This is a genomic window from Acinetobacter sp. ANC 3781, from assembly GCF_004331285.1.
Taxonomy (GTDB): Bacteria; Pseudomonadota; Gammaproteobacteria; order Pseudomonadales; family Moraxellaceae; genus Acinetobacter.
Window position 1 is genome coordinate 26,351 of sequence record NZ_SJOH01000011.1, and the last position, 19,161, is coordinate 45,511.

The 19,161-nt window shown below is 40.4% G+C and carries 17 protein-coding genes; 6 read left to right on the forward strand and 11 right to left on the reverse strand.

What is annotated here, in order from left to right; genetic code table 11:
• The first annotated feature begins 130 nt into the window (after positions 1-130).
• Positions 131-1,174 carry a hypothetical protein gene (locus E0H89_RS09385; protein ID WP_131216421.1) on the forward strand — a complete coding sequence of 348 codons (1,044 nt, stop codon included), beginning with the start codon at positions 131-133 and terminating at the stop codon, positions 1,172-1,174.
• 129 nt (positions 1,175-1,303) lie between these two features.
• Here the strand turns inward: E0H89_RS09385 and E0H89_RS09390 are convergent, their stop codons facing one another.
• The 3 genes from E0H89_RS09390 to orn all read right to left on the reverse strand — a co-directional run bounded on the left by E0H89_RS09390 (position 1,304) and on the right by orn (position 3,767).
• Complete coding sequence (locus E0H89_RS09390) at positions 1,304-1,813, reverse strand: pyridoxamine 5'-phosphate oxidase family protein (RefSeq protein WP_131216422.1); 510 nt, start codon at positions 1,811-1,813, stop codon at positions 1,304-1,306.
• A gap of 460 nt (positions 1,814-2,273) precedes the next feature.
• Positions 2,274-3,044, reverse strand: a complete 771-nt coding sequence (locus tag E0H89_RS09395) for a tRNA threonylcarbamoyladenosine dehydratase (RefSeq protein WP_131216424.1) — start codon at positions 3,042-3,044, stop codon at positions 2,274-2,276.
• 165 nt (positions 3,045-3,209) lie between these two features.
• On the reverse strand, positions 3,210-3,767 hold the full coding sequence (orn, locus tag E0H89_RS09400; protein WP_131216426.1) for an oligoribonuclease: 558 nt from the start codon (positions 3,765-3,767) through the stop codon (positions 3,210-3,212).
• 125 nt (positions 3,768-3,892) lie between these two features.
• Here orn and rsgA point away from each other — a divergent pair, with 125 nt between their 5' ends.
• From rsgA to secB, 4 genes are all read left to right on the forward strand, one after another.
• Positions 3,893-4,951, forward strand: coding sequence for a small ribosomal subunit biogenesis GTPase RsgA (gene rsgA, locus E0H89_RS09405; protein ID WP_131216428.1), 1,059 nt, complete (start codon positions 3,893-3,895; stop codon positions 4,949-4,951).
• 93 nt (positions 4,952-5,044) lie between these two features.
• Positions 5,045-5,452: a rhodanese-like domain-containing protein gene (locus E0H89_RS09410; protein ID WP_131216430.1), complete on the forward strand. Its 408-nt coding sequence runs from the start codon at positions 5,045-5,047 to the stop codon at positions 5,450-5,452.
• A 21-nt stretch (positions 5,453-5,473) separates the two neighbouring features.
• Positions 5,474-5,728, forward strand: coding sequence for a glutaredoxin 3 (gene grxC / locus E0H89_RS09415; RefSeq protein WP_131216432.1), 255 nt, complete (start codon positions 5,474-5,476; stop codon positions 5,726-5,728).
• A 38-nt stretch (positions 5,729-5,766) separates the two neighbouring features.
• Entirely contained in the window at positions 5,767-6,222 is a 456-nt protein-coding gene (gene secB / locus E0H89_RS09420) for a protein-export chaperone SecB (RefSeq protein ID WP_131216434.1), read from the forward strand.
• Positions 6,223-6,420: 198 nt separating this feature from the next.
• Here secB and E0H89_RS09425 read toward each other — a convergent pair whose 3' ends face one another.
• The 8 genes from E0H89_RS09425 to E0H89_RS09460 form a co-directional block, all read right to left on the reverse strand.
• Positions 6,421-7,227, reverse strand: coding sequence for an enoyl-ACP reductase FabI (locus tag E0H89_RS09425; protein WP_131216436.1), 807 nt, complete (start codon positions 7,225-7,227; stop codon positions 6,421-6,423).
• 160 nt (positions 7,228-7,387) lie between these two features.
• Positions 7,388-8,122 carry a Bax inhibitor-1/YccA family protein gene (locus E0H89_RS09430; protein WP_131216438.1) on the reverse strand — a complete coding sequence of 245 codons (735 nt, stop codon included), beginning with the start codon at positions 8,120-8,122 and terminating at the stop codon, positions 7,388-7,390.
• Between the two features lie 175 nt (positions 8,123-8,297).
• Entirely contained in the window at positions 8,298-9,119 is an 822-nt protein-coding gene (locus E0H89_RS09435) for a TatD family hydrolase (RefSeq protein ID WP_131216440.1), read from the reverse strand.
• Positions 9,119-10,111: an RsiV family protein gene (locus tag E0H89_RS09440; RefSeq protein ID WP_131216442.1), complete on the reverse strand. Its 993-nt coding sequence runs from the start codon at positions 10,109-10,111 to the stop codon at positions 9,119-9,121. The genes E0H89_RS09435 and E0H89_RS09440 overlap by 1 nt, the downstream gene beginning before the upstream one ends.
• Before the next feature lie 67 nt (positions 10,112-10,178).
• Positions 10,179-11,003, reverse strand: coding sequence for a hypothetical protein (locus E0H89_RS09445; RefSeq protein WP_171459150.1), 825 nt, complete (start codon positions 11,001-11,003; stop codon positions 10,179-10,181).
• 378 nt (positions 11,004-11,381) lie between these two features.
• Positions 11,382-12,974, reverse strand: coding sequence for a peptide chain release factor 3 (locus E0H89_RS09450; protein WP_131216444.1), 1,593 nt, complete (start codon positions 12,972-12,974; stop codon positions 11,382-11,384).
• A 124-nt stretch (positions 12,975-13,098) separates the two neighbouring features.
• On the reverse strand, positions 13,099-15,168 hold the full coding sequence (locus tag E0H89_RS09455; protein WP_131216446.1) for a putative bifunctional diguanylate cyclase/phosphodiesterase: 2,070 nt from the start codon (positions 15,166-15,168) through the stop codon (positions 13,099-13,101).
• Between the two features lie 474 nt (positions 15,169-15,642).
• Positions 15,643-17,841 (reverse strand): carboxy terminal-processing peptidase, encoded by a 2,199-nt coding sequence (locus tag E0H89_RS09460; protein ID WP_131216448.1) that lies wholly within the window; start codon positions 17,839-17,841, stop codon positions 15,643-15,645.
• A gap of 200 nt (positions 17,842-18,041) precedes the next feature.
• Between E0H89_RS09460 and nagZ the strand changes: the two genes are divergently transcribed.
• Positions 18,042-19,064: a beta-N-acetylhexosaminidase gene (nagZ, locus tag E0H89_RS09465; RefSeq protein ID WP_131216450.1), complete on the forward strand. Its 1,023-nt coding sequence runs from the start codon at positions 18,042-18,044 to the stop codon at positions 19,062-19,064.
• Positions 19,065-19,161 lie beyond the last annotated feature (97 nt).

The window sequence follows — 19,161 nt, forward strand, 5'->3', positions numbered from 1 at the left end:
ATATAATAAAACCCCATATTCTAACAGTTTTTGAGCGTATTGATGAAGTTCCGTATAGAGGAAAATTAGATTGGCATCCAGATTTATAAAAAGTATAAGATAAAGGCATTATTCGTGAGATCAATAAAAAATGGCACTCGATCCGATTTGGAAACAACAATTAACTTTGGTCACCTATGGTAATGAGTATCTCAGCCAGAATTTAAGCTTTAATCACTGGGTACAGCATTCCATTTTTAACCAGCATAACTTGCGTTTCCGTGATCTCATGTCACAACATTTACTTGCGCAACATTTTCAAATTTGGCTTGAAGGTCTGAAAAAACAAGGCAGTCACCGTATTAGCTTACATAGCTCAAGTCTTTTGGTTGACGAAAAAAACCCAAATGCCAATGTAGAGCTTTTAGCCATTCCACACTTTATTGTCAGCCATGAACATCATAAAAAAACCGCCTGGATTTTTGGTAAAGAACTACCGGAATGGTATAGCGCTGACAATGACTATGAAGCGCCTGAACCCCAACAAGAACAATGCCGTCAGGAAACATTTTGGCGTTTCGAGCTCAATCCCAAACTTGCAAAACGTCTAGATGCCGATTTGCAACAGCCGAATTGGGATGATATTCAAACTTATACCGATAATGAATTATTCGATAGCAAGTTTGCACAAGGCATGAGCGAACCGGCAAACCGGGATTTCCCTTATTATGGGATGACTCAAACTGCGACGGAAAATGCTGATGGCTCGCCTTTGCTGGAGAGTAAATATCTGCCTTTACTTCCAAGCGAATATCAGGCGGATTATGCTCATACCACATTACATCGTTTAGAAGCACTATCGACCTATATTAAACACCGACAGCAGCACCCTTATCATGCTGACGGCAGTGAACTGACACCTGAAGAACAGCTGAATCTGCGTCACTTTTCGCAAAAGCTGGATGATTTAATGACAAAATTTATTGTTAAAGTCGCCAATCATTATCAGTCTGCAAAACTGACCAAAGTAGAAATTGCCAATCCTTTAGATGGTACTCCTACAACGCCACTTACCTCCCCTCATTTAAAAACCCATAAAGCCCCTACCCATCATAAAGTCGGTGCATCGGGTGTGATTAAACTGATTTTATTAACTATTGTGATTTGTCTCTTGGCTTATTACTTTGGACTTTAATTTTTATAAAGATGCTAAAAAATTCAGCTCAATGGATATAAAAAGAAGAACACGTATTTTGCTCTATACGTGTTCTTCATATTTAGCTTAAAACTTAAGCTATATTTTTCGGCCTGAAATACTGACAGATTATAAATCAAGCTTTTTGTGATCCGAACCTACTTCGCCAGTATGGCCAGTCACACTGCCTTTAATTAATTTAAATAGCTGAGTTACTTTATTGTCAGTCACGTTCCAGTATTCTGCGCTGACACCTTCAGCAACCAATACGCGCACACTCGGATCATCCTTACCTGTAAACCAGTTCTCAGCCCAAGGGTTCCAAAGCTGCTCAATCAAGGCTGGATCGGTACTGAGATGTGCATGGGCGCTGATCGAAACATAAATGCCATCTGAAGGTTTGGTAAAAGACAATCCAATCTGATTACGCCCAGAATTCACAGCGCTGACCAGATCGTTAGTATCCTTCAAGATAAAATAAAGATTATGACCTTCACTGATCTGTTCAGTCTTGTCCGAATTCAGCATAGTCATAGGTTGTGAATGTAATTCTTGCGTTTCAGTGGTGTGACTGATCATCGCATAGCGTACTTCCTTGATCAGTTCCCATAATTTTTCGCGATTATGATTATCCGTCATTACTTTTCTCCTGAAGCTAAACCTTAGAAATAAGAAATTATTTAATTTTATGCATTCGCCTATTTTCTAGATTAGTGATATTTTTTACTTTGAATATGCCACCTTACTTAATTTATACATTTGAATAATAAAAAATTCGCTTAATCCTCCTAAGAAATAACGAAAAATATTTTGTTTAAAAATAAAGTTAAAAAGCTGTTCTATCTTGAGAATTTGGAAACAGGTTAACGTTACTGAATGAGAAAAAGAGAACAGGAAAATAATGAGCCAAATGATTAAGTTCAATATAAATAGATATAAATTCTAGAGCGCTTAAAGCATGTGAGCTATGTTCAGCACAGTTAAATTACTGCGTGTTAATTGTTTTAATTTTCAATTGATTGTATGGAGGTCTGTTGATATTAAAAGATAAACGTTAAAAAACATTAACAGACCTTGAATTTCATACAAATTTCGATGCTTAGGCTTTCGCTTTTTTTAAGGCCAGTTTTTTTAATACTTCGGACACTGCAATCATGGCAAAACTTGAAGTAACTACGACCGCGGAACCATAACCGCCACAGCGCAAGCCGGCACTTGGGCAAACCTCGGCACTCGAAAACGGATTATCAATCGAATAGACACAGGTGATACCAAATTTCTCTTTGGGTTTTTTACAAATTCCCTTCGCGCGTAACTGACTACGCAACTTGGCCAACATTGGATCCTGTTCAGTTTTAGACAAATCTGCAACCCGAATTTTTAAGGGATCCAGCTTGCCGCCTGCCCCACCCGACACAATTAATGGAATTTTATTAAATCGGCAATGCAGCATTAATGCCAATTTGGCTTTGACATCATCAATACAATCTAGCACCACATCAGGTTTGTTTTCTAACAGTTCTTTGACATTGTCAGGCGTTAAATAGTCATCCACCAGATTAATCTTGATCCGTGGGTTAATCGAATAACAGCGCTCTGCCATCACTTCAATTTTTTCACGTCCTAAAGTCGAGCTCATGGCCGGTAATTGACGGTTAATATTGGATGCCGCAACCACATCCATATCAATAATAGTCAGCTTCCCAATACCGGTACGCGCCAAAGCTTCAACTGCCCAAGAACCAACACCGCCAATGCCAATTACCATCACATGGCTGTGTTCATACTGACGAAAAGCTTCATCTCCATAAATTTTTTCCACACCTGCAAAGCGGCGCTCATATTCATCATCTTCAGGAAGATCAGTCATTCGTCATCAGGTATCTAAAAAACACCGGCGCATTTTACCAAACTCCATCCCAATTCGATAATCTATATCTTTAAGTCTATTCAATAACCCTGATCAAAAACGAAATAAAGAGAATTTTTAACGATAAAAAAAGAGGCTTTCGCCTCTTTTATTGATCCTTTAGAATCAGTCTTTATTCATGATAAAGAAATACTGACGATAATATTTGAGTTCCACAATGGAATCACGAATATCATCCATCGCTAAATGTGAGGCATTCTTTTTCAAGCCACTCATGATTTCTGGACGCCAGCGTTTCGCCAGCTCTTTCACTGAAGATACATCAAGATTACGATAATGGAAAAATTGTTCCATTTCCGGCATTAAACGATGCAAAAAACGACGGTCTTGGCAAATAGAATTACCACACATTGGTGAGGATTTCGGGGTGACCCATTTTTTCAGAAATTCCAGTGTTTGTTGTTCGGCATCTTGTGCAGTCAATTTACTGCGACGTACACGTTCAATCAGACCCGACTGTCCATGTTGACGGGTATTCCATTCATCCATCGCATTGAGTACGCGATCGGGCTGGTGAATAGCAAGCACAGGACCTTCCGCCAAAATATTCAGGTTATCATCTGTTACAATGGTTGCAACTTCAATAATTTGGTCGTTATCTGTATCCAGACCTGTCATTTCAAGGTCAATCCAAATGAGGCGGGTATCAGGAGTGCTGCTCATAAATGTGCAATCTTATTGGGCTGAAAAACCGCTATAGTAGCAAATTTATTGCATCGATGCTGTAACTCGCACCCCGCTTCATGCTATTTTTGACAGCCTTAGTTCATGGTTTTTTTAGGATATGAATGGCTTTAATTCGTAAACGTCGTTTAACTGAACAGCAACAACGTCGCATTCAGAAACAACATCAAACACGTCAAGAAGAAATAGACACTTCAAGTGACCTAGAAGGCTTGGTGGTACAGCACTATGGTCGTCAACTTGAGGTTCAAGCCCTATCAACGCCTGATGAGCATCCGATCAAACCTGAAGTCAAAGCAGGCGAACCGGACCCGTTTTGGAAGCCGATTGAGCTCGGCAGTGTCTGGCGCTGTCATACCCGTACCAATTTAGAAGCCTTGGTCACCGGTGACCGGGTAAAATGGCAGGCAGATCCAAATACCGGACTCGGCATTATTACCGCGATTCATCCACGCCAATCCCTGTTAACTCGCCCTGACCGCTACCATAAAGTAAAACCGGTGGCTGCCAATGTCAGCTTGATTGTGATTGTATTTGCATCTTTCCCTGAAGTTGCGCCAAGCCTGATTGACCGTTATATCGTAGCGTGTGCCGATGCGCAAATTCCTGCGCTGTTAGTACTGAATAAAGCCGATTTAATCAAAGAAAATGATCCGATTTTGAACATAATGCAGGAATATCAGGCATTAGGTTATGAAGTGATTCAGACTCAATCTGATGGTGATTTAACTGAACTGGCAAATCGTTTGGCTGGTGAAACTGTCGCTTTTGTGGGGCAGTCAGGGGTCGGGAAAAGCTCGTTGATTAATGCCATGGTTCCTGATGCTGCACAAAAGACCAATATTATTTCAGAAAACTCTGCACTGGGTCAGCATACCACCACCTCTACGCGTTTAATTGCTTTTGGTGAAGGCGCAGCCCTGATTGATTCGCCTGGAATCCGTGAATTTGGCTTATGGCATTTAAACCCAGACAAAGTTCAGCAAGGTTTTCCTGAAATTGAAAATCTGCTTGGACATTGCCAGTTCCGTAACTGTACCCATAAGCACGAAAAACAATGTGCTTTACGTCTGGCAGCACAGTCGGGCGAAATTTTGCAGCGTCGTTTAGACAGTTATTTGCGTTTAACCGACGAAATTACTGAAGCACAGCAAAAAAATTAATATTTCTTAACGCTTAGCCCTTGAAGCGGCGATTTTGATCGCCATATTTATGAGCTATACTCTACGCAATTTTAAATTGTAATTAGGTGACTTGTGGAACGTTGGTTGGAATTTATGGGGAATCATCCCTTCTTGTTTGGCTCACTTGGGGTATTGATTGTCTTGTTCTTCGTTTTAGAAGGACAACGCAATGGTCGTAAGATTTCACCACAATCTTTGGGTATCTTAGTTAAAGCTAAGAATGCCATGTTGATCGATTTACGTGATGCCAAAGACTTCCGTGAAGGTCATATCAGCGGCAGCCGTAATATTCCGTATAGCCAAATTACAAGCCATCTTGAAGAGTTAAAATCTTCGGATCGTCCACTGGTGTTCATTTGCAACCTCGGTCAAATCGCAGGTACAGCTTTACAACAAGTGGGTCATGCTGATAGCTACCGTTTAGATGGTGGTGTGAACAATTGGAAAGTCCAAGGCTTACCCCTCATTAAAAGCAAGTAATTCGCTTAAGGAGATATTCTAATGGCTGAAGTAACAATTTATTCAACGACTGTATGCCCTTACTGCGTTCGCGCAAAACAACTTCTTGAGCGTAAAGGCGTTGCATATAAAGAAATTAATTTATCTAAAGAAGCGCCTGAAGTACGTATTGAATTGATGCAACGCACCAATCACCGTACTGTTCCGCAAATTTTTATTAACGACCAATTTATCGGTGGTTTTGATCAACTTTATGCTTTAGAGCGTGAAGGAAAACTCAACGAATTATTGGCTTAATACTTTCATTAAGTCCCCCTCATATTAAGGATTAAAAAATGAGTGAACAACAAGCTCAACCGCAATTAGCACTTGAACGTATTTATACTAAAGATATTTCTTTTGAAGTCCCTGGGGCTCAAGTATTTACCAAAGAATGGCAGCCTGAATTAAACATCAATCTGTCTTCTTCTGCAGAAAAAATTGATGCGACCCATTATGAAGTTGCATTACAAGTTGTTGTTCAAGCGAATAATGCCGGTGAAACAGCCTTCATCGTTGATGTAACACAATCAGGAATTTTCTTGGTTGATAGCGTTGAAGAAGAACGTCTTCCTTATATTCTGGGTGCATATTGCCCAAATATCTTGTTCCCATTCTTACGCGAAGCTGTAAATGACATGGTGACTAAAGGAAGCTTCCCGCAATTGCTTCTTACCCCAATTAACTTCGATGCTGAATTCGAAGCGAATATGCAACGTGCTCAAGTTGCCGCTGCTGAAGGTCAAGCTTAATCGTTTAAGCCAACCTCATATAAAAAAGACCGCATATGCGGTCTTTTTTATTCTCAATTTATTCCCTCTCCTGAGAGGAGATGAGCAACACTGTTGCGCAAGGGGGAGAGATAAATTTAATTAATAATCTCCCTCACCCTAGCCCTCTCCCATAGGGAGAGGGAATTTCATCTTTCAAAGAGTAATTTAAAAAGACTCTTATTCACCATCCATCATCAAATCTGCGCTCATCCCAACGGTATTAAAGCCAGCATCGACATACATGATTTCGCCAGTAATACCATTTGCCCAAGGCGAGCATAGGAATAATGCTGCATTACCCACATCTTCAATCGTTACATTACGTTTAAGCGGTGCAACTTTTTCATTTAAATCGAGCATCTTGCGGAAAGATTTAATGCCTGATGCAGCAAGGGTACGAATTGGACCTGCTGAAATCGCATTTACGCGGATACCTTCGCTACCCAAGCTGGATGCCAAATAACGTACGCCTGCTTCTAATGATGCTTTCGCCATACCCATCACATTGTAGTTTGGCATCACACGTTCAGAACCTTGATAAGTCAAAGTCAGCAAGCAACCTTGGCGTACTTTAAGTAAAGGTTTTGCAGCACGTGCCATAGCAACAAAGCTATAAGCACTGATGTCATGCGCAATATTGAAACCTTCACGGTCAGTAATATCGGTAAAGTCGCCATCTAAAGTATGTGCTGGTGCGAAACCGATTGAATGAACTACGCCATCCAAACCATCCCAATGTTTTGCCAGTTCCACAAAAGCCTGGTCAATTTCAGCATCAACAGCCACATCACAAGGGAAAACTAAAGTTGAACCAAATTGTGCAGCAAAATCATCAACACGTTTTTTTAATTTTTCATTTGGATAAGTAAATGCAAGTTCTGCACCTTCACGGTGTAAAGCTTGAGCAATACCAAATGCAATGGATAACTTACTTGCAATACCCGCGATTAGAAAGCGCTTGCCCGCCAATAGTCCTTGTGCCATGTGAATCTCACTCAAATTAATTTACAAACATAATGCCAACTCTGGAGCATTTGCGAAATTGCATAATGCACCTTTTTTAACGTGTTCTGTAAAAATCATAAAAAAATGCTCCTTTTATCTGGGAGCATTTTTATTTAGCTACATTTTACTTTTTGGATGCTTAATCATCACCCTGTAATAGACTGAGCAAGCGCAGGAATGAGTAGTACATCCAGACCAAAGTCGCTAACAAAGCAATACCACATAACCACTCCATCGCTTTCGGCGCGTACTGCGCAGCAGAGAATTCAATCAGGTCAAAGTCGAGGATCAGGTTTAAAGAAGCAATCACTGCAACAAATGCCGCAAAACCAATCCCGAGCCAATTGCTTTCAAAGATGTAAGGAACACTTGAGCCAAAAGCCAAACGCATGACAATTTGCACCAAAAAGACAATTGCAATAGCGATGGAGGCTGACAAAACGACTGCTTTAAATTTTTCTGTGGCACGAATAATTTGAAAGCGATATAAAGCAAACATCACCAAGGTGGTGATAAAGGTGGCCAGTAAAGCTTGTAAAGGTACACCCGGAAATTTCAGCTGGAAGATCACCGAAATACCGCCTAAAAAGGCACCTTCAAACAAGGCATAAGGAATAGCCAACACTGGTGCAGTTTTTGGCTTGAAGGTGGCAACGAGTGCCAAGATTAAACCACCAATCGCACCGACCATTGCACCGGCATAGGCAAGCGATAAATTCAGGGTGATGAAGCTATAGAAAAACAGCAATAAACCTACCGCAGCAGCAATCACCGTCAATAGGACAGATTTTTGAATTGCACCTTGTACAGTCATGGTCTGGTTAAAATCACTCTGGGTTTCTACCCGGGTTAAAATAGGGTTATTACTTTGCATAATTCACTCATTATTTTTGATTTAGATTTTTAAAATAGTATAGACAGGTTTTAACCATACAAGATGGATCTTTTCAATATTCCACAAAACAGGGGAACTCAACATCTTATATTCATAACAAAATACGCAATAAAATACGAATATTTATGGATAAAAGGCTATTTCATAACATTTTTTAGATATCAATTTTTAAGGCATGGAGTGAGTTTTGCCATAGTTGCAAGGCAAGACTATCAGGTTCAAGATGAAGAGATTGTGCTAATCCAGCTAAAACATAAGGTAAATTGGCCGGGGTATTTCGGGTTCGGTGTTCTGTTGAACTCTGACAACATAATGGCGTCATATCAGGACAGTCTGTTTCCAAAACCACATGCTCAGCACCAATGGCCTGAACCACAGCATGTAATTTTTTTGCATTGGGGTTGGTAATTTGCCCAGTGACACCAATTTTAAAACCAAGCTTAATAAAGGCTTTTGCTTCTTCTATTCCACCACTAAAAGCATGTGCAATACCGCCTAATTTGAATTGATGCTGCTTCAATATAGCCAATGTTTCAGCATGCGATTTCCGAATATGCAGTAAAACTGGTTTATCAAACTGTTGCGCCAATTCAAGTTGCGCAGAGAAAAACTCTTTTTGCTTTTGAAAAGCTTCAGCTTGTTTATGCTGTTTTGAAAAAGTATCCAAACCAATTTCGCCAATCGCGACACATTCTTCATTTTTTAAAAGCTGCTCTAAATCCCTAAGGTGTGAGCTTTGATGCTGTTCAATATAAAAAGGATGCAGCCCGGGAGCTAGATAGCTTTTGGGTGCATCTGGCAATTGATTTAAAAAATGCTGGGTTTGAACTAAGTCTTTAAAGCGAGATTGCACAAAACCAATCAAAATTAACCGTTCAACCCCCACTGCTTTTGCAGCACGCGCCAGTTGTTCCCGATCATGATCAAAATCAGGAACATCAAAATGGGTATGAGTATCAAACAGTGGATAAGACATTAAGGTTTGGCTTTATTTACCGCAGCTGTACTTGCAGGTGCGGCTGCCTGCTTTGCTTCAACCTGAGGTAGATACTGTTTCTTCAGTACAGTTTGCAATTGATCATAAGGAATGGTCAAACGCGGTAATCCCACCACATAAGGCCCAATTTCATATTCACCATATTGTAAAATCAAACCTTGGGTGGATAAATAAAAATTATCCGATAAAGTAAATTTCCATGCCTGTTCATATTCTTCAACGCTATTCGCCAACTTGGACTCGACCACCCAGTTTTTAAACACTTCATGTGCTTTCTTTTCTAAAGCTGCTTTTTGATTTGGGACTAAAATATCATTCAGTTCAATTTGTTTTTTCTTTTCCAAGTCAAAGTTATAGTAGCGCTGTGATGATGAACCATGCGCTCCCCCCAAATAACTACTTGAATTTAAAACCACAGTTGCTAAAGGCGTGCCTGCATTTAGGATTTTCGGCTTGATCATTAGGCTAATTTGATGATTGGCACTTAAGGCCTTCAATTCTTTATCCAAAGACAAGAAATTCACTAAATAAGGTGCAACTTGCTGTTCCAGTTTTTGCTTTGGTGTTTCAATCGCTACGGACGCGGCCTGTTCTGTAGCTTGCTCTTGGGCTTTAGAATCTTTTGGATTTTCAGCAGTTGCTTGCTGGTTTTCTTTCACCAAATTCGGGGAAATATCTAAAATTTGATCCAGCTGTTTCAAAATTTGCTGATCAATATACTCATCAATAAAGGCCTGGTTACTAGACAAACGTTCTATAGAAATCTCTGGACAGCTATTCCCATCACATTCAGGCAAATCCGAGCTTAACTTTTCAGAATCCCCTGCCAGTTTTAAAACTTCAGGTTGGGCCACAGCTTGAGATGCCGCTGTATCCTCCTGTTTCGGTTCGGTTTGCTTAGGCTGGCAGGCACTCAATGCAATTGCTGCTGCAAGAATACTCATGGTAAAAATTGTTTTATTTTTTAGCATCATCTGACCTATCAGTTTAATCGGGTAAATGGACTTCTGTTAGATGTACATATTTATTACAGGATTACTAGAACATATGCTGATACGCATCAGCTTTCAATATCTGCTTGGTTTGTTGTTTGGTTAAATAGATGTCCAGTTGTGTTCCGTCTTTAACAATTTCATGGGTACGATAATGTAAACCCACTCCTTCTTGATCAAAAAACCAGTCCGCTTGTCCCCAATACAGTTTTTTGGGTGCATGCTTTTTCACTTCGGTGGTTTGTTCTTTTAACCATTTTTGATAAGCCTGCTGCACAAGGTTATTCATGGTATTTTGCTGCTTAGGGTCAATTAGCTCCAATAAAGTCACTGCTTTCTGTTTTTTGCGATCGGCCACAAAAAAGTAATAGCGCTCTTTAACTTTAATACCTTCTTGATTGGTATCCACGCCCAATTGCATCAAGACATATTGATTACGCTGGTAGGCAATTCGTGTATACATCGCCAATTCATAGGCTTTATTTTTGGAAAATTCAGCTTGCCAAGCATCTGACTTTTTCACATACGCATTGATCGCCTGCTGTAAACTCATGTCCTGTTTAAGCCCAATTTGATCTTGAATCACCAATGCTTGGCTCTTGTTAATCCAGTCATTTAACCAGGCATCTGCGGTATGCACACTTTGAATACTTACATCAATACAATTCTTTGTTTCACAAAAAGGCAAAGCAATTTTTGCATCTTGCTCTTGAATATTTAAATATGGCAATACCTCTGCGTGCTCAGTTTTTAGTCCTGAAGTTTCAGGCTTGTCATATGATTGATCTGGTTGTTCTTTTTTTGAAGCATCGCAAGCACTCAGCATCAGACCAATGGCGATCACTGATGCACCCATTATTTTCCCGTTCATGCTTACAACTCTTTTTCTAAATTGACTGATCTGTATAAATATATCTATATCAATGATTCTAATGGGGTCTGTTAACACTTCATCTATATTTGCGACGACACATATTTTTTGCTGATATGAGGCAGGAAGCATGAAATTTAGTTATTCTAAATAACTGCTCTTTAACGACATAACAGCAAAAAAAATATGCTAGTCCTGAAAGGCCGTGGCTAAAATTTTCTCAGATTTCATTATGAAACTTAAAAATAGTCTCGCTATTCTTTGCGTTTCATGCCTTATCTGTTTAATTTTAGCACACAGCGCAAACTATTTATGAAGCGTTAATAGCCCCCTTAATAAAACAGCTTCATAAAGAAGCTGCTTTATTTTTCGTTATGTTTAGTGTTCGCGTGTAGCACGGAATTGAATATCTGGATAACGCTCTTGCATGAGTTGCAAGTTCACACGACTCGGTGCCAGATAAGTCAAATGACCACCACCATCAACCGACAATTGGTCATGCGCTTTTTTCTTAAACTCGTTGAATTTCTTTTCATCATCACATGTTACCCAACGAACCGTATTAATGTTTACCGGCTCATAAACACAGTCAACCTTGTATTCTTCTTTCAAGCGGTACGCCACCACTTCAAACTGAAGTACACCGACTGCGCCCACAATCAAGTCATTATTGATTTGCGGCATGAAGACCTGAGTTGCACCCTCTTCAGAAAGCTCTTTCAAGCCTTTTTGAAGTTGCTTGGATTTTAGCGGATCTTTAAGACGTACACGGCGGAACATTTCTGGGGCAAAGTGTGGAATGCCGGTGAAGTGAATATCCTCACCCGAGGAAAAAGCATCGCCGATTTGAATCGTCCCGTGGTTGTGTAAACCAATGATATCGCCTGGCCATGCTTCTTCTAGCTGTTCACGTTCACCCGCCAAAAAGGTCAAAGCATCGCTGATCCGTACATCCTTACCCAGACGTACATGATTCATTTTTAAACCTTTCTCATACTTGCCTGAACAGATCCGCATGAATGCAATACGGTCACGATGTTTTGGATCCATATTGGCCTGAATTTTAAATACGAAGCCAGTGAAACCTTCTTCAGTCGCCTCTACAGTACGTTCTTTGGTTGGGTGTGCTTTTGGCTCAGGCGCTAAATTAATGAAAGCATCTAAAACATGATCTACCGCAAAGTTACCTAAAGCAGTACCGAATAACACCGGTGTTTGTTTACCTTGCAAGAATAGCTCACGATCAATCGGATCGTTAGCCATTTGAACAAGCTCTAAAGACTCTTCAAAAGCAGCAAAAGCAAGATCACCAACTTTTTCACGCAAGTCCGGATAATCATAACCGTCACGAATTTCAATGTCGGTAATAGTCGAACCAAAACCGGCTTTGTAGACATAAAATTTTTCTTCGAGCAGATTATACACACCGGCAAAATCACGACCAGTGCCCATTGGCCAAGTAAGGGGCACACAACGGATTTTCAACACATTTTCAATTTCGTCAAGCAGCTCTAATGGCTCGCGGATTTCACGGTCCATTTTGTTGACAAAAGAAATGATCGGCGTGTCGCGCATACGACACACTTCCATCAATTTAATGGTACGGTCTTCGACCCCTTTTGCACCGTCAATCACCATCAGTGCAGAGTCAACTGCAGTTAAAGTACGGTAAGTATCTTCCGAGAAATCTTCATGTCCCGGGGTGTCAAGTAAGTTAATCACATGCTTTTTATAGGGAAACTGCATAACCGATGTGGTGATGGAAATACCCCGTTCTTTTTCCATTTCCATCCAGTCAGACGTTGCAGCACGGTCTGACTTTCGGCTTTTGACCATCCCGGCAACCTGAATCGCTTTACCCCATAACAACAGTTTTTCTGTCATGGTGGTTTTACCAGCATCGGGGTGGGAAATAATCGCGAACGTCCGTCGCTGCGCGACCTGTGCCGCTAATTCGTCTTTAAAACTCATGAAAGATACCTACTGCAGAATCGCAGTGTAAAAGATCAGAACTGATCAATATAAAAATTTGGCGATATTGTAGCAGATCATCCAACTTTTGAAATGAACTAAACTTGTTCAAAATTGACTAATCTTAAATAGGCAGTGCGTATTTGCTCTCTTCCAGGCGATCAACATTTACTGGCATACCTAACAGGTATCCTTGCAGTTGCTGACAACCTAAACGGGTCAAGATATCGGCTTGTGATGGCGTTTCCACCCCTTCCGCGGTAACCACCAAACCCAGTTTGGTCGCTAACTGGATAATACTTTCTAAAATCATTTCATCTTTTGAACCGACAGACAGATCACGAATAAACTCTCGATCTATTTTTAGTTCATCCACCGGCAAGTTCTTTAAATACAAGAAACTGGAATGTCCTGTCCCAAAGTCATCAATGGCAAGTTTTATGCCCATCTGACGCAGACGCTCAAAACTGCGAATACTGGCATCAATATGATGCATCGCGGTAGATTCGGTAATTTCAATGCCTAAATGATTTGGATTAATTTGATACTTATCAAATAAGCTCTCCAACGTTGAAAATAAATGTTTATGTTCAAATTGCACTGCCGACAAATTCACAGCCAAGGGAAAATAATTCGAATCACTTTGTTCCCAAATTTGAATTTGTTTAAAGGCTTGCTCCAAAGCCCAATAGCCCATTTGAATAATGAGTCCAGTTTTTTCTGCTCCCTCGATAAACATATTCGGGGTTAATAGTCCCAAGCGGGGATGATTCCAACGAATCAGTGCTTCCACACCACAAATTTTACGGCTTTTGGTGGTGAATTTAGGTTGATAAAATAGAATAAATTGTTTTTCTTCAACAGCCTTATATAAATCATTGATTAGTTTAGTTTGGCTTTTTGCTTCTTGTTGACCTACACTATAATTAAACACTGAATAGGTATTTCTACCTTGATATTTAGACATTAACATTGCAGCATCGGCATTGATCAGCAAATCTTGTAAATTATTGCCATGGTCTGGATACATCGCAATTCCGATACTGCTCGAAATATTAATTTCTTTGCCGGCAATCAAAAAACTGTCCTGAATCAACCGCAATACTTGTTCTGACTTTTCGACAGCGTGTTCAATGCTTGCGCTTTCAAGTACCATCAAAAATTCATCACTACCAATACGCAACAATTTTTCATTTTCTGCGAGTATGCTTTGAATGCGCGCAGCGAGTTGAACCAATAATTGGTCACCAACATGATGTCCAAATACATCATTGACTGCCTTAAAACGATCTAAATTAATATAAAGAAATGCAATTTTTTCATCTCGATAACGATGCTGAGTAAAGAGCAAATGTGAATATTCAGCCAAAAATAAACGGTTGGGCAACCGGGTTAGGTTATCCTGAACTGCTTGGCTGGCAAGTTCACGATTGGCTGCAGAAAGCTGTTTATTACGCGCTTCCAGGCGTTGTTCCAAGATCGCCACAGTAAATGCAGCAACCAGAATTGAACTGATTACAAAAATAATGTTAAATAAAATTAACCCTTGTGCATTTTTATAATTTGAAACCAGCTGATTCGCATCAATCGAGTAAAAAGCGGCAGAAGCCATCCCCATATAATGCATGCCGACCAGAGTCAGTGCCATTATTAAAGCGATCAAAGCTTTAATATGCAGCATTTTATGTACTGCATTTTTATATTTGAAAGTGAGCCAAAAGGATAAACCTGACCCAACAATGGCAATCAAGACTGAAAAGGCGACTAACAATGGATCATAATAAATTTCATGTTGATCAATGACTAAACCCATCATTCCGGTATAGTGCATCCCCGCGATGCCCAAACCCGTCAGGACCGCGCCTAAAACCAGGCGCAAAAATGGCAAGGTTGCTCGCGTGGTGAGCCAAACGGCAAAGATAGAAGCAATAAACGCGATCACATAAGACAGGAAGGTAAGGCCGTAATCAAAAGAATAATCAGCAGGTAAACGACAAGCCAGCATGCCTACAAAGTGTATAGACCAAATTGCAGCACTCAACATACATCCACTTATAACAAGAAGAATTTTCTCATATTGCTGACGTAAGCCACGGAATAATGATTGTTCAATTGACACTGCAAAATAACAGGCCAAAATGGCAACAATAACTGAACCTATCACCAGGCTAAAATCATAATATATATGAACCATATCAAGCTTCCGTACAGGTTATCATTCTTGTTTTATTCCACGTTATTAATATCATTTATTGTTTAACAAAAGCTTGTCATTCATTAAAGAGTACGTATTAAAACCATCAATTAAAACAAACATCTAATACTATTCTATTTTAGTCAAGTGATCATTACTCTATTCATTTTTATTACTAATTTATTTATGTAATTAAAGAAATATAGATCAAATTTTTGGTCATTATTCTTACACCATTCATATTCCCCCTGATTCAAGGCATTCGGTTGTTTCTATACAACTTAGCACTGATAAAAAAATCTGGTTGCCAAGGATGATAAAAGCACAACCAGATTGATTACATCTCGCTGCCTATTCCTTTATTTGAACAAGGGCTAGGTAATTCAAAATTACCGATATGCAGACAAATAAAAACCAGTCAGATGAACTGACTGGTTTTTGGATATTAAAAGGAGTAATGCCTAAACAGTAAGTTTAGTTTGTAATAGTCTTACCCGATTGTAATTTCGCGTAATCCAATAAAATATTGGCCGACTCTGTGACAAACACTTCTTCTTCAGGTAAAGCAGGCCGTTGGGTTGCCTTCATTTTTGAACGTGACTCAATCAACGCATCCATAGCAGCCTGGTAACTTTCCCAATTGGCATAAGGCTTTTGACCGGTTACCGCACGACGCTGATTCTCTGACTCTAAAGTTTTTTGTTCCAGCGCATTCAATTCTGCTTTACGCTGATCAATATCCAGAACTACACGCTTTTGCTCTTCGGTTTTTTTGGCAATCGCTTTGCGTTGTTCCAGATATTTAAATTGCGGATCAGCCACTACGCGCTGTTGCGACATTTGAGCCAGATTTTGTACATAGGGTTGTATAGAACCTTCACGCTTAAATGGAGCAGTTGGAATGGTATCCCATTTCAAGGCATTCTTGGCTTTACGCTCACCAAATTCTTCATTGTAGATATCCACCAGTTTAATATCAGGCACTACGCCTTTATTCTGGGTACTACCACCCGTCACACGATAGAACTTACGTTGCGTCAAGGTCGCTTGACCATGCGCCAAAGTATCCAGTTGAACTTGCGCTGTACCCTTACCGGTGGTTGTACTACCAATCACGATACCGCGTTCATAGTCCTGAATGGCAGCAGAATAAATTTCACTGGCTGATGCTGATGCTAAGTTGACCATGACTGCAAGTGGGCCTGCATAGGTTTGTGCACCGCCATCATTATCTTCAAATACGCTGACATTGCCATTGCCATCACGAATTTGCACCACAGGGCCTGACTTAATCACTTGACCCAGCATGCGTGCCACTTCTTCAAGTGAACCGCCTGGATTATTTCGTAAATCAATAATAATTCCGGACACATTTTTCGCAGCCAAAGCTTTTAAAGCATTGTTGGTGTCTTCAGAAACCGAGCGATAATCTGTACCTGCACGGCGCGCACGATAGTTCAAATAGAACGACGGAATTTCAATCACACCAAAAGTGTAGTTCTTACCATCACGCTTAATATCAACTGTACGAGAACGTACACCGGCATCTTCTTCCTGAATCACATCACGAACCAGACTTACGGTACGCGCCTGACCCATCGATGCACCAGGACCCAGTAAACGCAAGCTAACCTTGGTGCCACGTTTACCGCGGATTAAGCCCACCACTTCATTACTTGCCCAACCAACAACATCGACCATTTTGTCGCCGTCTTGTGCTACACCAATAATGCGATCACCCGATTTTATCTGACCGGATTTACTGGCCGGACCACCTTCAACAATGGTTTCAATCTTGGTGTAATCTTCATTACCGCGTTCTGGACGAATCGAAACCCCAATCCCCTCTAATTGCAAGGTGGTTTGACGGTTCAATTCCATCGCATCTACAGGCGGGAAATAGTTACTATGCGGATCATAGGTCAACATCATCGCATTTAAAGTTTTGTCTAAAACATCATCACTTTTAACACGGCTAATTCGTTCAAGTTGACGGGTATAACGCTTGGTCAAGGTTTGGACTGGAGTTAAATCTTCTGGGCTGGCTAAATCCTGACCATTGGCTAAAGCTGGATCATCTTTTAATGCTTTTTGTTTCGCAGACTCTTCTTCTTTACTAATAGTTAAGTTAATGAGCTGCGACACCAACATTTTTTGCCAATGGGCACGTTGTTCTGCTACAGATTTGAAATAAGGTGCTTTTTCGCGATCGGTATCAATATACACATTGGCTTGTTTCAAGTTTTGCGGCTTTTTCAATTCGGCCAACATAAACTCATAAAACTGTTTTAAACGTTCACGATATTGCGCATGAATCAAATAAGGGCCCGATAAATCCCCTGCTTTTAACGCAGCACCAAAATTTGCACCATAATTTTTCTTATATTGTTCGACTTCCGGTGCCAAAAATAATGAATGATCTGCATCTAGGCTATCTAAATAAAAATCAAGAATGCGATTAGAAGTAGCCGCATCTAAGCGCTGATTTAAATAATGCTGACGGTCAACCAACGTCGCCAATTGACGTGATACAAGCGCTTGTTCTTGCGTGGGTTGAATAGCTTGAGAAACTGCAACTGTATCATTAGCTGCAATGGCCTCGTTCACTACATGGGAAAAGAAAAATCCACCAGTCGCAATTGCAACTGCACAAGCTAATGTTTGAAGTTTCATAAATAATTCATAATTCCTTGGTCTTTGACCAATATTGCAACGTCGTTTTTCAACATGAATGCAGTATATTCAAAATCTTAAACAACTTAATATATGTATGACGTGTAGTTTTATCATATTCTGTACTGTCAAAATGTAGCAAATCATTGCAGAATTCGGGTATTGTTTTTTCTTTATAAAATCCTAACACGGACACCGATATGATTGGCGCATTGATGCTAGACATCGCTGGCACAGAACTTACTCAAGAAGATATTCAACTATTACGAACACCGCAAGTGGGTGGCATGATTTTATTTTCGCGAAATATAAAATCACCACAACAAGTTCGTGCTTTAACAGATCATATGCGTAATATAAGACCCGAGATTTTAATTGCCGTAGACCAAGAAGGTGGTCGCGTACAACGCTTGAAACAGGGTTTTACCTTACTTCCTGCAATGGGTCGTTTGGGTGAACTCTATTTAAGCGAACCTGAAAAGGCAGTTGATTTGGCTGAGCAATGCGGTTGGCTCATGGCAACTGAAGTTCTTGCCGTCGGGATTGATTTTAGTTTTGCACCGGTATTGGACTTAAATGATGTCAGCGATGTGATTGGCGATCGTGGCTTTGCCAAAAATATTCAAGATATTGTTCCTCTTGCAAGTGCCTTTTTGAAAGGAATGAAGCGAGCAGGCATGGCCAATACAGGCAAGCATTTCCCGGGTCATGGTTCAGTCAAAGCAGATTCGCATGTGGCAGCGCCTGTCGATTCACGGTCTTATGACGAAATCTACAACAAGGATATGCAGACCTTTATTCAGCTCATGCCGCAACTGGATGCACTCATGCCCGCGCATGTGATTTATGATCAGGTCGATCTGAACCCTGCCGGCTTCTCACCCTACTGGATTCAAAATATTTTACGTCAAAAATTGAAATTTGATGGTGTGCTGTTCTCGGATGACTTAACCATGCAAGCAGCTTGCATAGTCGGCGGCGCAGACGCCCGCATTCAGGCTGCACTCAAAGCCGGCTGTGATATGGGCCTAGTGTGTAATGACCGTTCAGCAGCATGTACAGCACTAGAAGGTATTAGCGATTTACCTTTACCGAATCAAGAACGTTTAGAGCGTATGCGCGGTAAAATCCCAGAGATCAGCGTGAGTGAAACCCTGAATCTAGGTACCGAATGGGAAAAAGTTCGAGACACTGTCGAAAACTTTAAAAATTCATTTAATTAATGCGACAAAAGGAACACGACAAGGTGTTCCTTTTTCATTATGATAATCAAAAATAAAGTCAGAGACTACTTGCCTATAATCTGCTGATATCAACTTT

Excerpts from the sequence above, each read along its gene's own strand:
- E0H89_RS09435 (WP_131216440.1), bottom strand. The coding sequence starts at position 9,119 with ATGTCTTATCCACTGTTTGATACTCATACCCATTTTGATGTTCCTGAT.
- E0H89_RS09440 (WP_131216442.1), bottom strand. The coding sequence starts at position 10,111 with ATGCTAAAAAATAAAACAATTTTTACCATGAGTATTCTTGCAGCAGCA.
- E0H89_RS09425 (WP_131216436.1), bottom strand. The coding sequence starts at position 7,227 with ATGGCACAAGGACTATTGGCGGGCAAGCGCTTTCTAATCGCGGGTATT.
- nagZ (WP_131216450.1), top strand. The coding sequence starts at position 18,042 with ATGATTGGCGCATTGATGCTAGACATCGCTGGCACAGAACTTACTCAA.
- E0H89_RS09450 (WP_131216444.1), bottom strand. The coding sequence starts at position 12,974 with ATGAGTTTTAAAGACGAATTAGCGGCACAGGTCGCGCAGCGACGGACG.
- secB (WP_131216434.1), top strand. The coding sequence starts at position 5,767 with ATGAGTGAACAACAAGCTCAACCGCAATTAGCACTTGAACGTATTTAT.
- E0H89_RS09460 (WP_131216448.1), bottom strand. The coding sequence starts at position 17,841 with ATGAAACTTCAAACATTAGCTTGTGCAGTTGCAATTGCGACTGGTGGA.
- E0H89_RS09445 (WP_171459150.1), bottom strand. The coding sequence starts at position 11,003 with ATGAACGGGAAAATAATGGGTGCATCAGTGATCGCCATTGGTCTGATG.
- E0H89_RS09395 (WP_131216424.1), bottom strand. The coding sequence starts at position 3,044 with ATGACTGATCTTCCTGAAGATGATGAATATGAGCGCCGCTTTGCAGGT.
- rsgA (WP_131216428.1), top strand. The coding sequence starts at position 3,893 with ATGGCTTTAATTCGTAAACGTCGTTTAACTGAACAGCAACAACGTCGC.
- grxC (WP_131216432.1), top strand. The coding sequence starts at position 5,474 with ATGGCTGAAGTAACAATTTATTCAACGACTGTATGCCCTTACTGCGTT.
- orn (WP_131216426.1), bottom strand. The coding sequence starts at position 3,767 with ATGAGCAGCACTCCTGATACCCGCCTCATTTGGATTGACCTTGAAATG.
- E0H89_RS09430 (WP_131216438.1), bottom strand. The coding sequence starts at position 8,122 with ATGCAAAGTAATAACCCTATTTTAACCCGGGTAGAAACCCAGAGTGAT.
- E0H89_RS09455 (WP_131216446.1), bottom strand. The coding sequence starts at position 15,168 with ATGGTTCATATATATTATGATTTTAGCCTGGTGATAGGTTCAGTTATT.
- E0H89_RS09390 (WP_131216422.1), bottom strand. The coding sequence starts at position 1,813 with ATGACGGATAATCATAATCGCGAAAAATTATGGGAACTGATCAAGGAA.
- E0H89_RS09385 (WP_131216421.1), top strand. The coding sequence starts at position 131 with ATGGCACTCGATCCGATTTGGAAACAACAATTAACTTTGGTCACCTAT.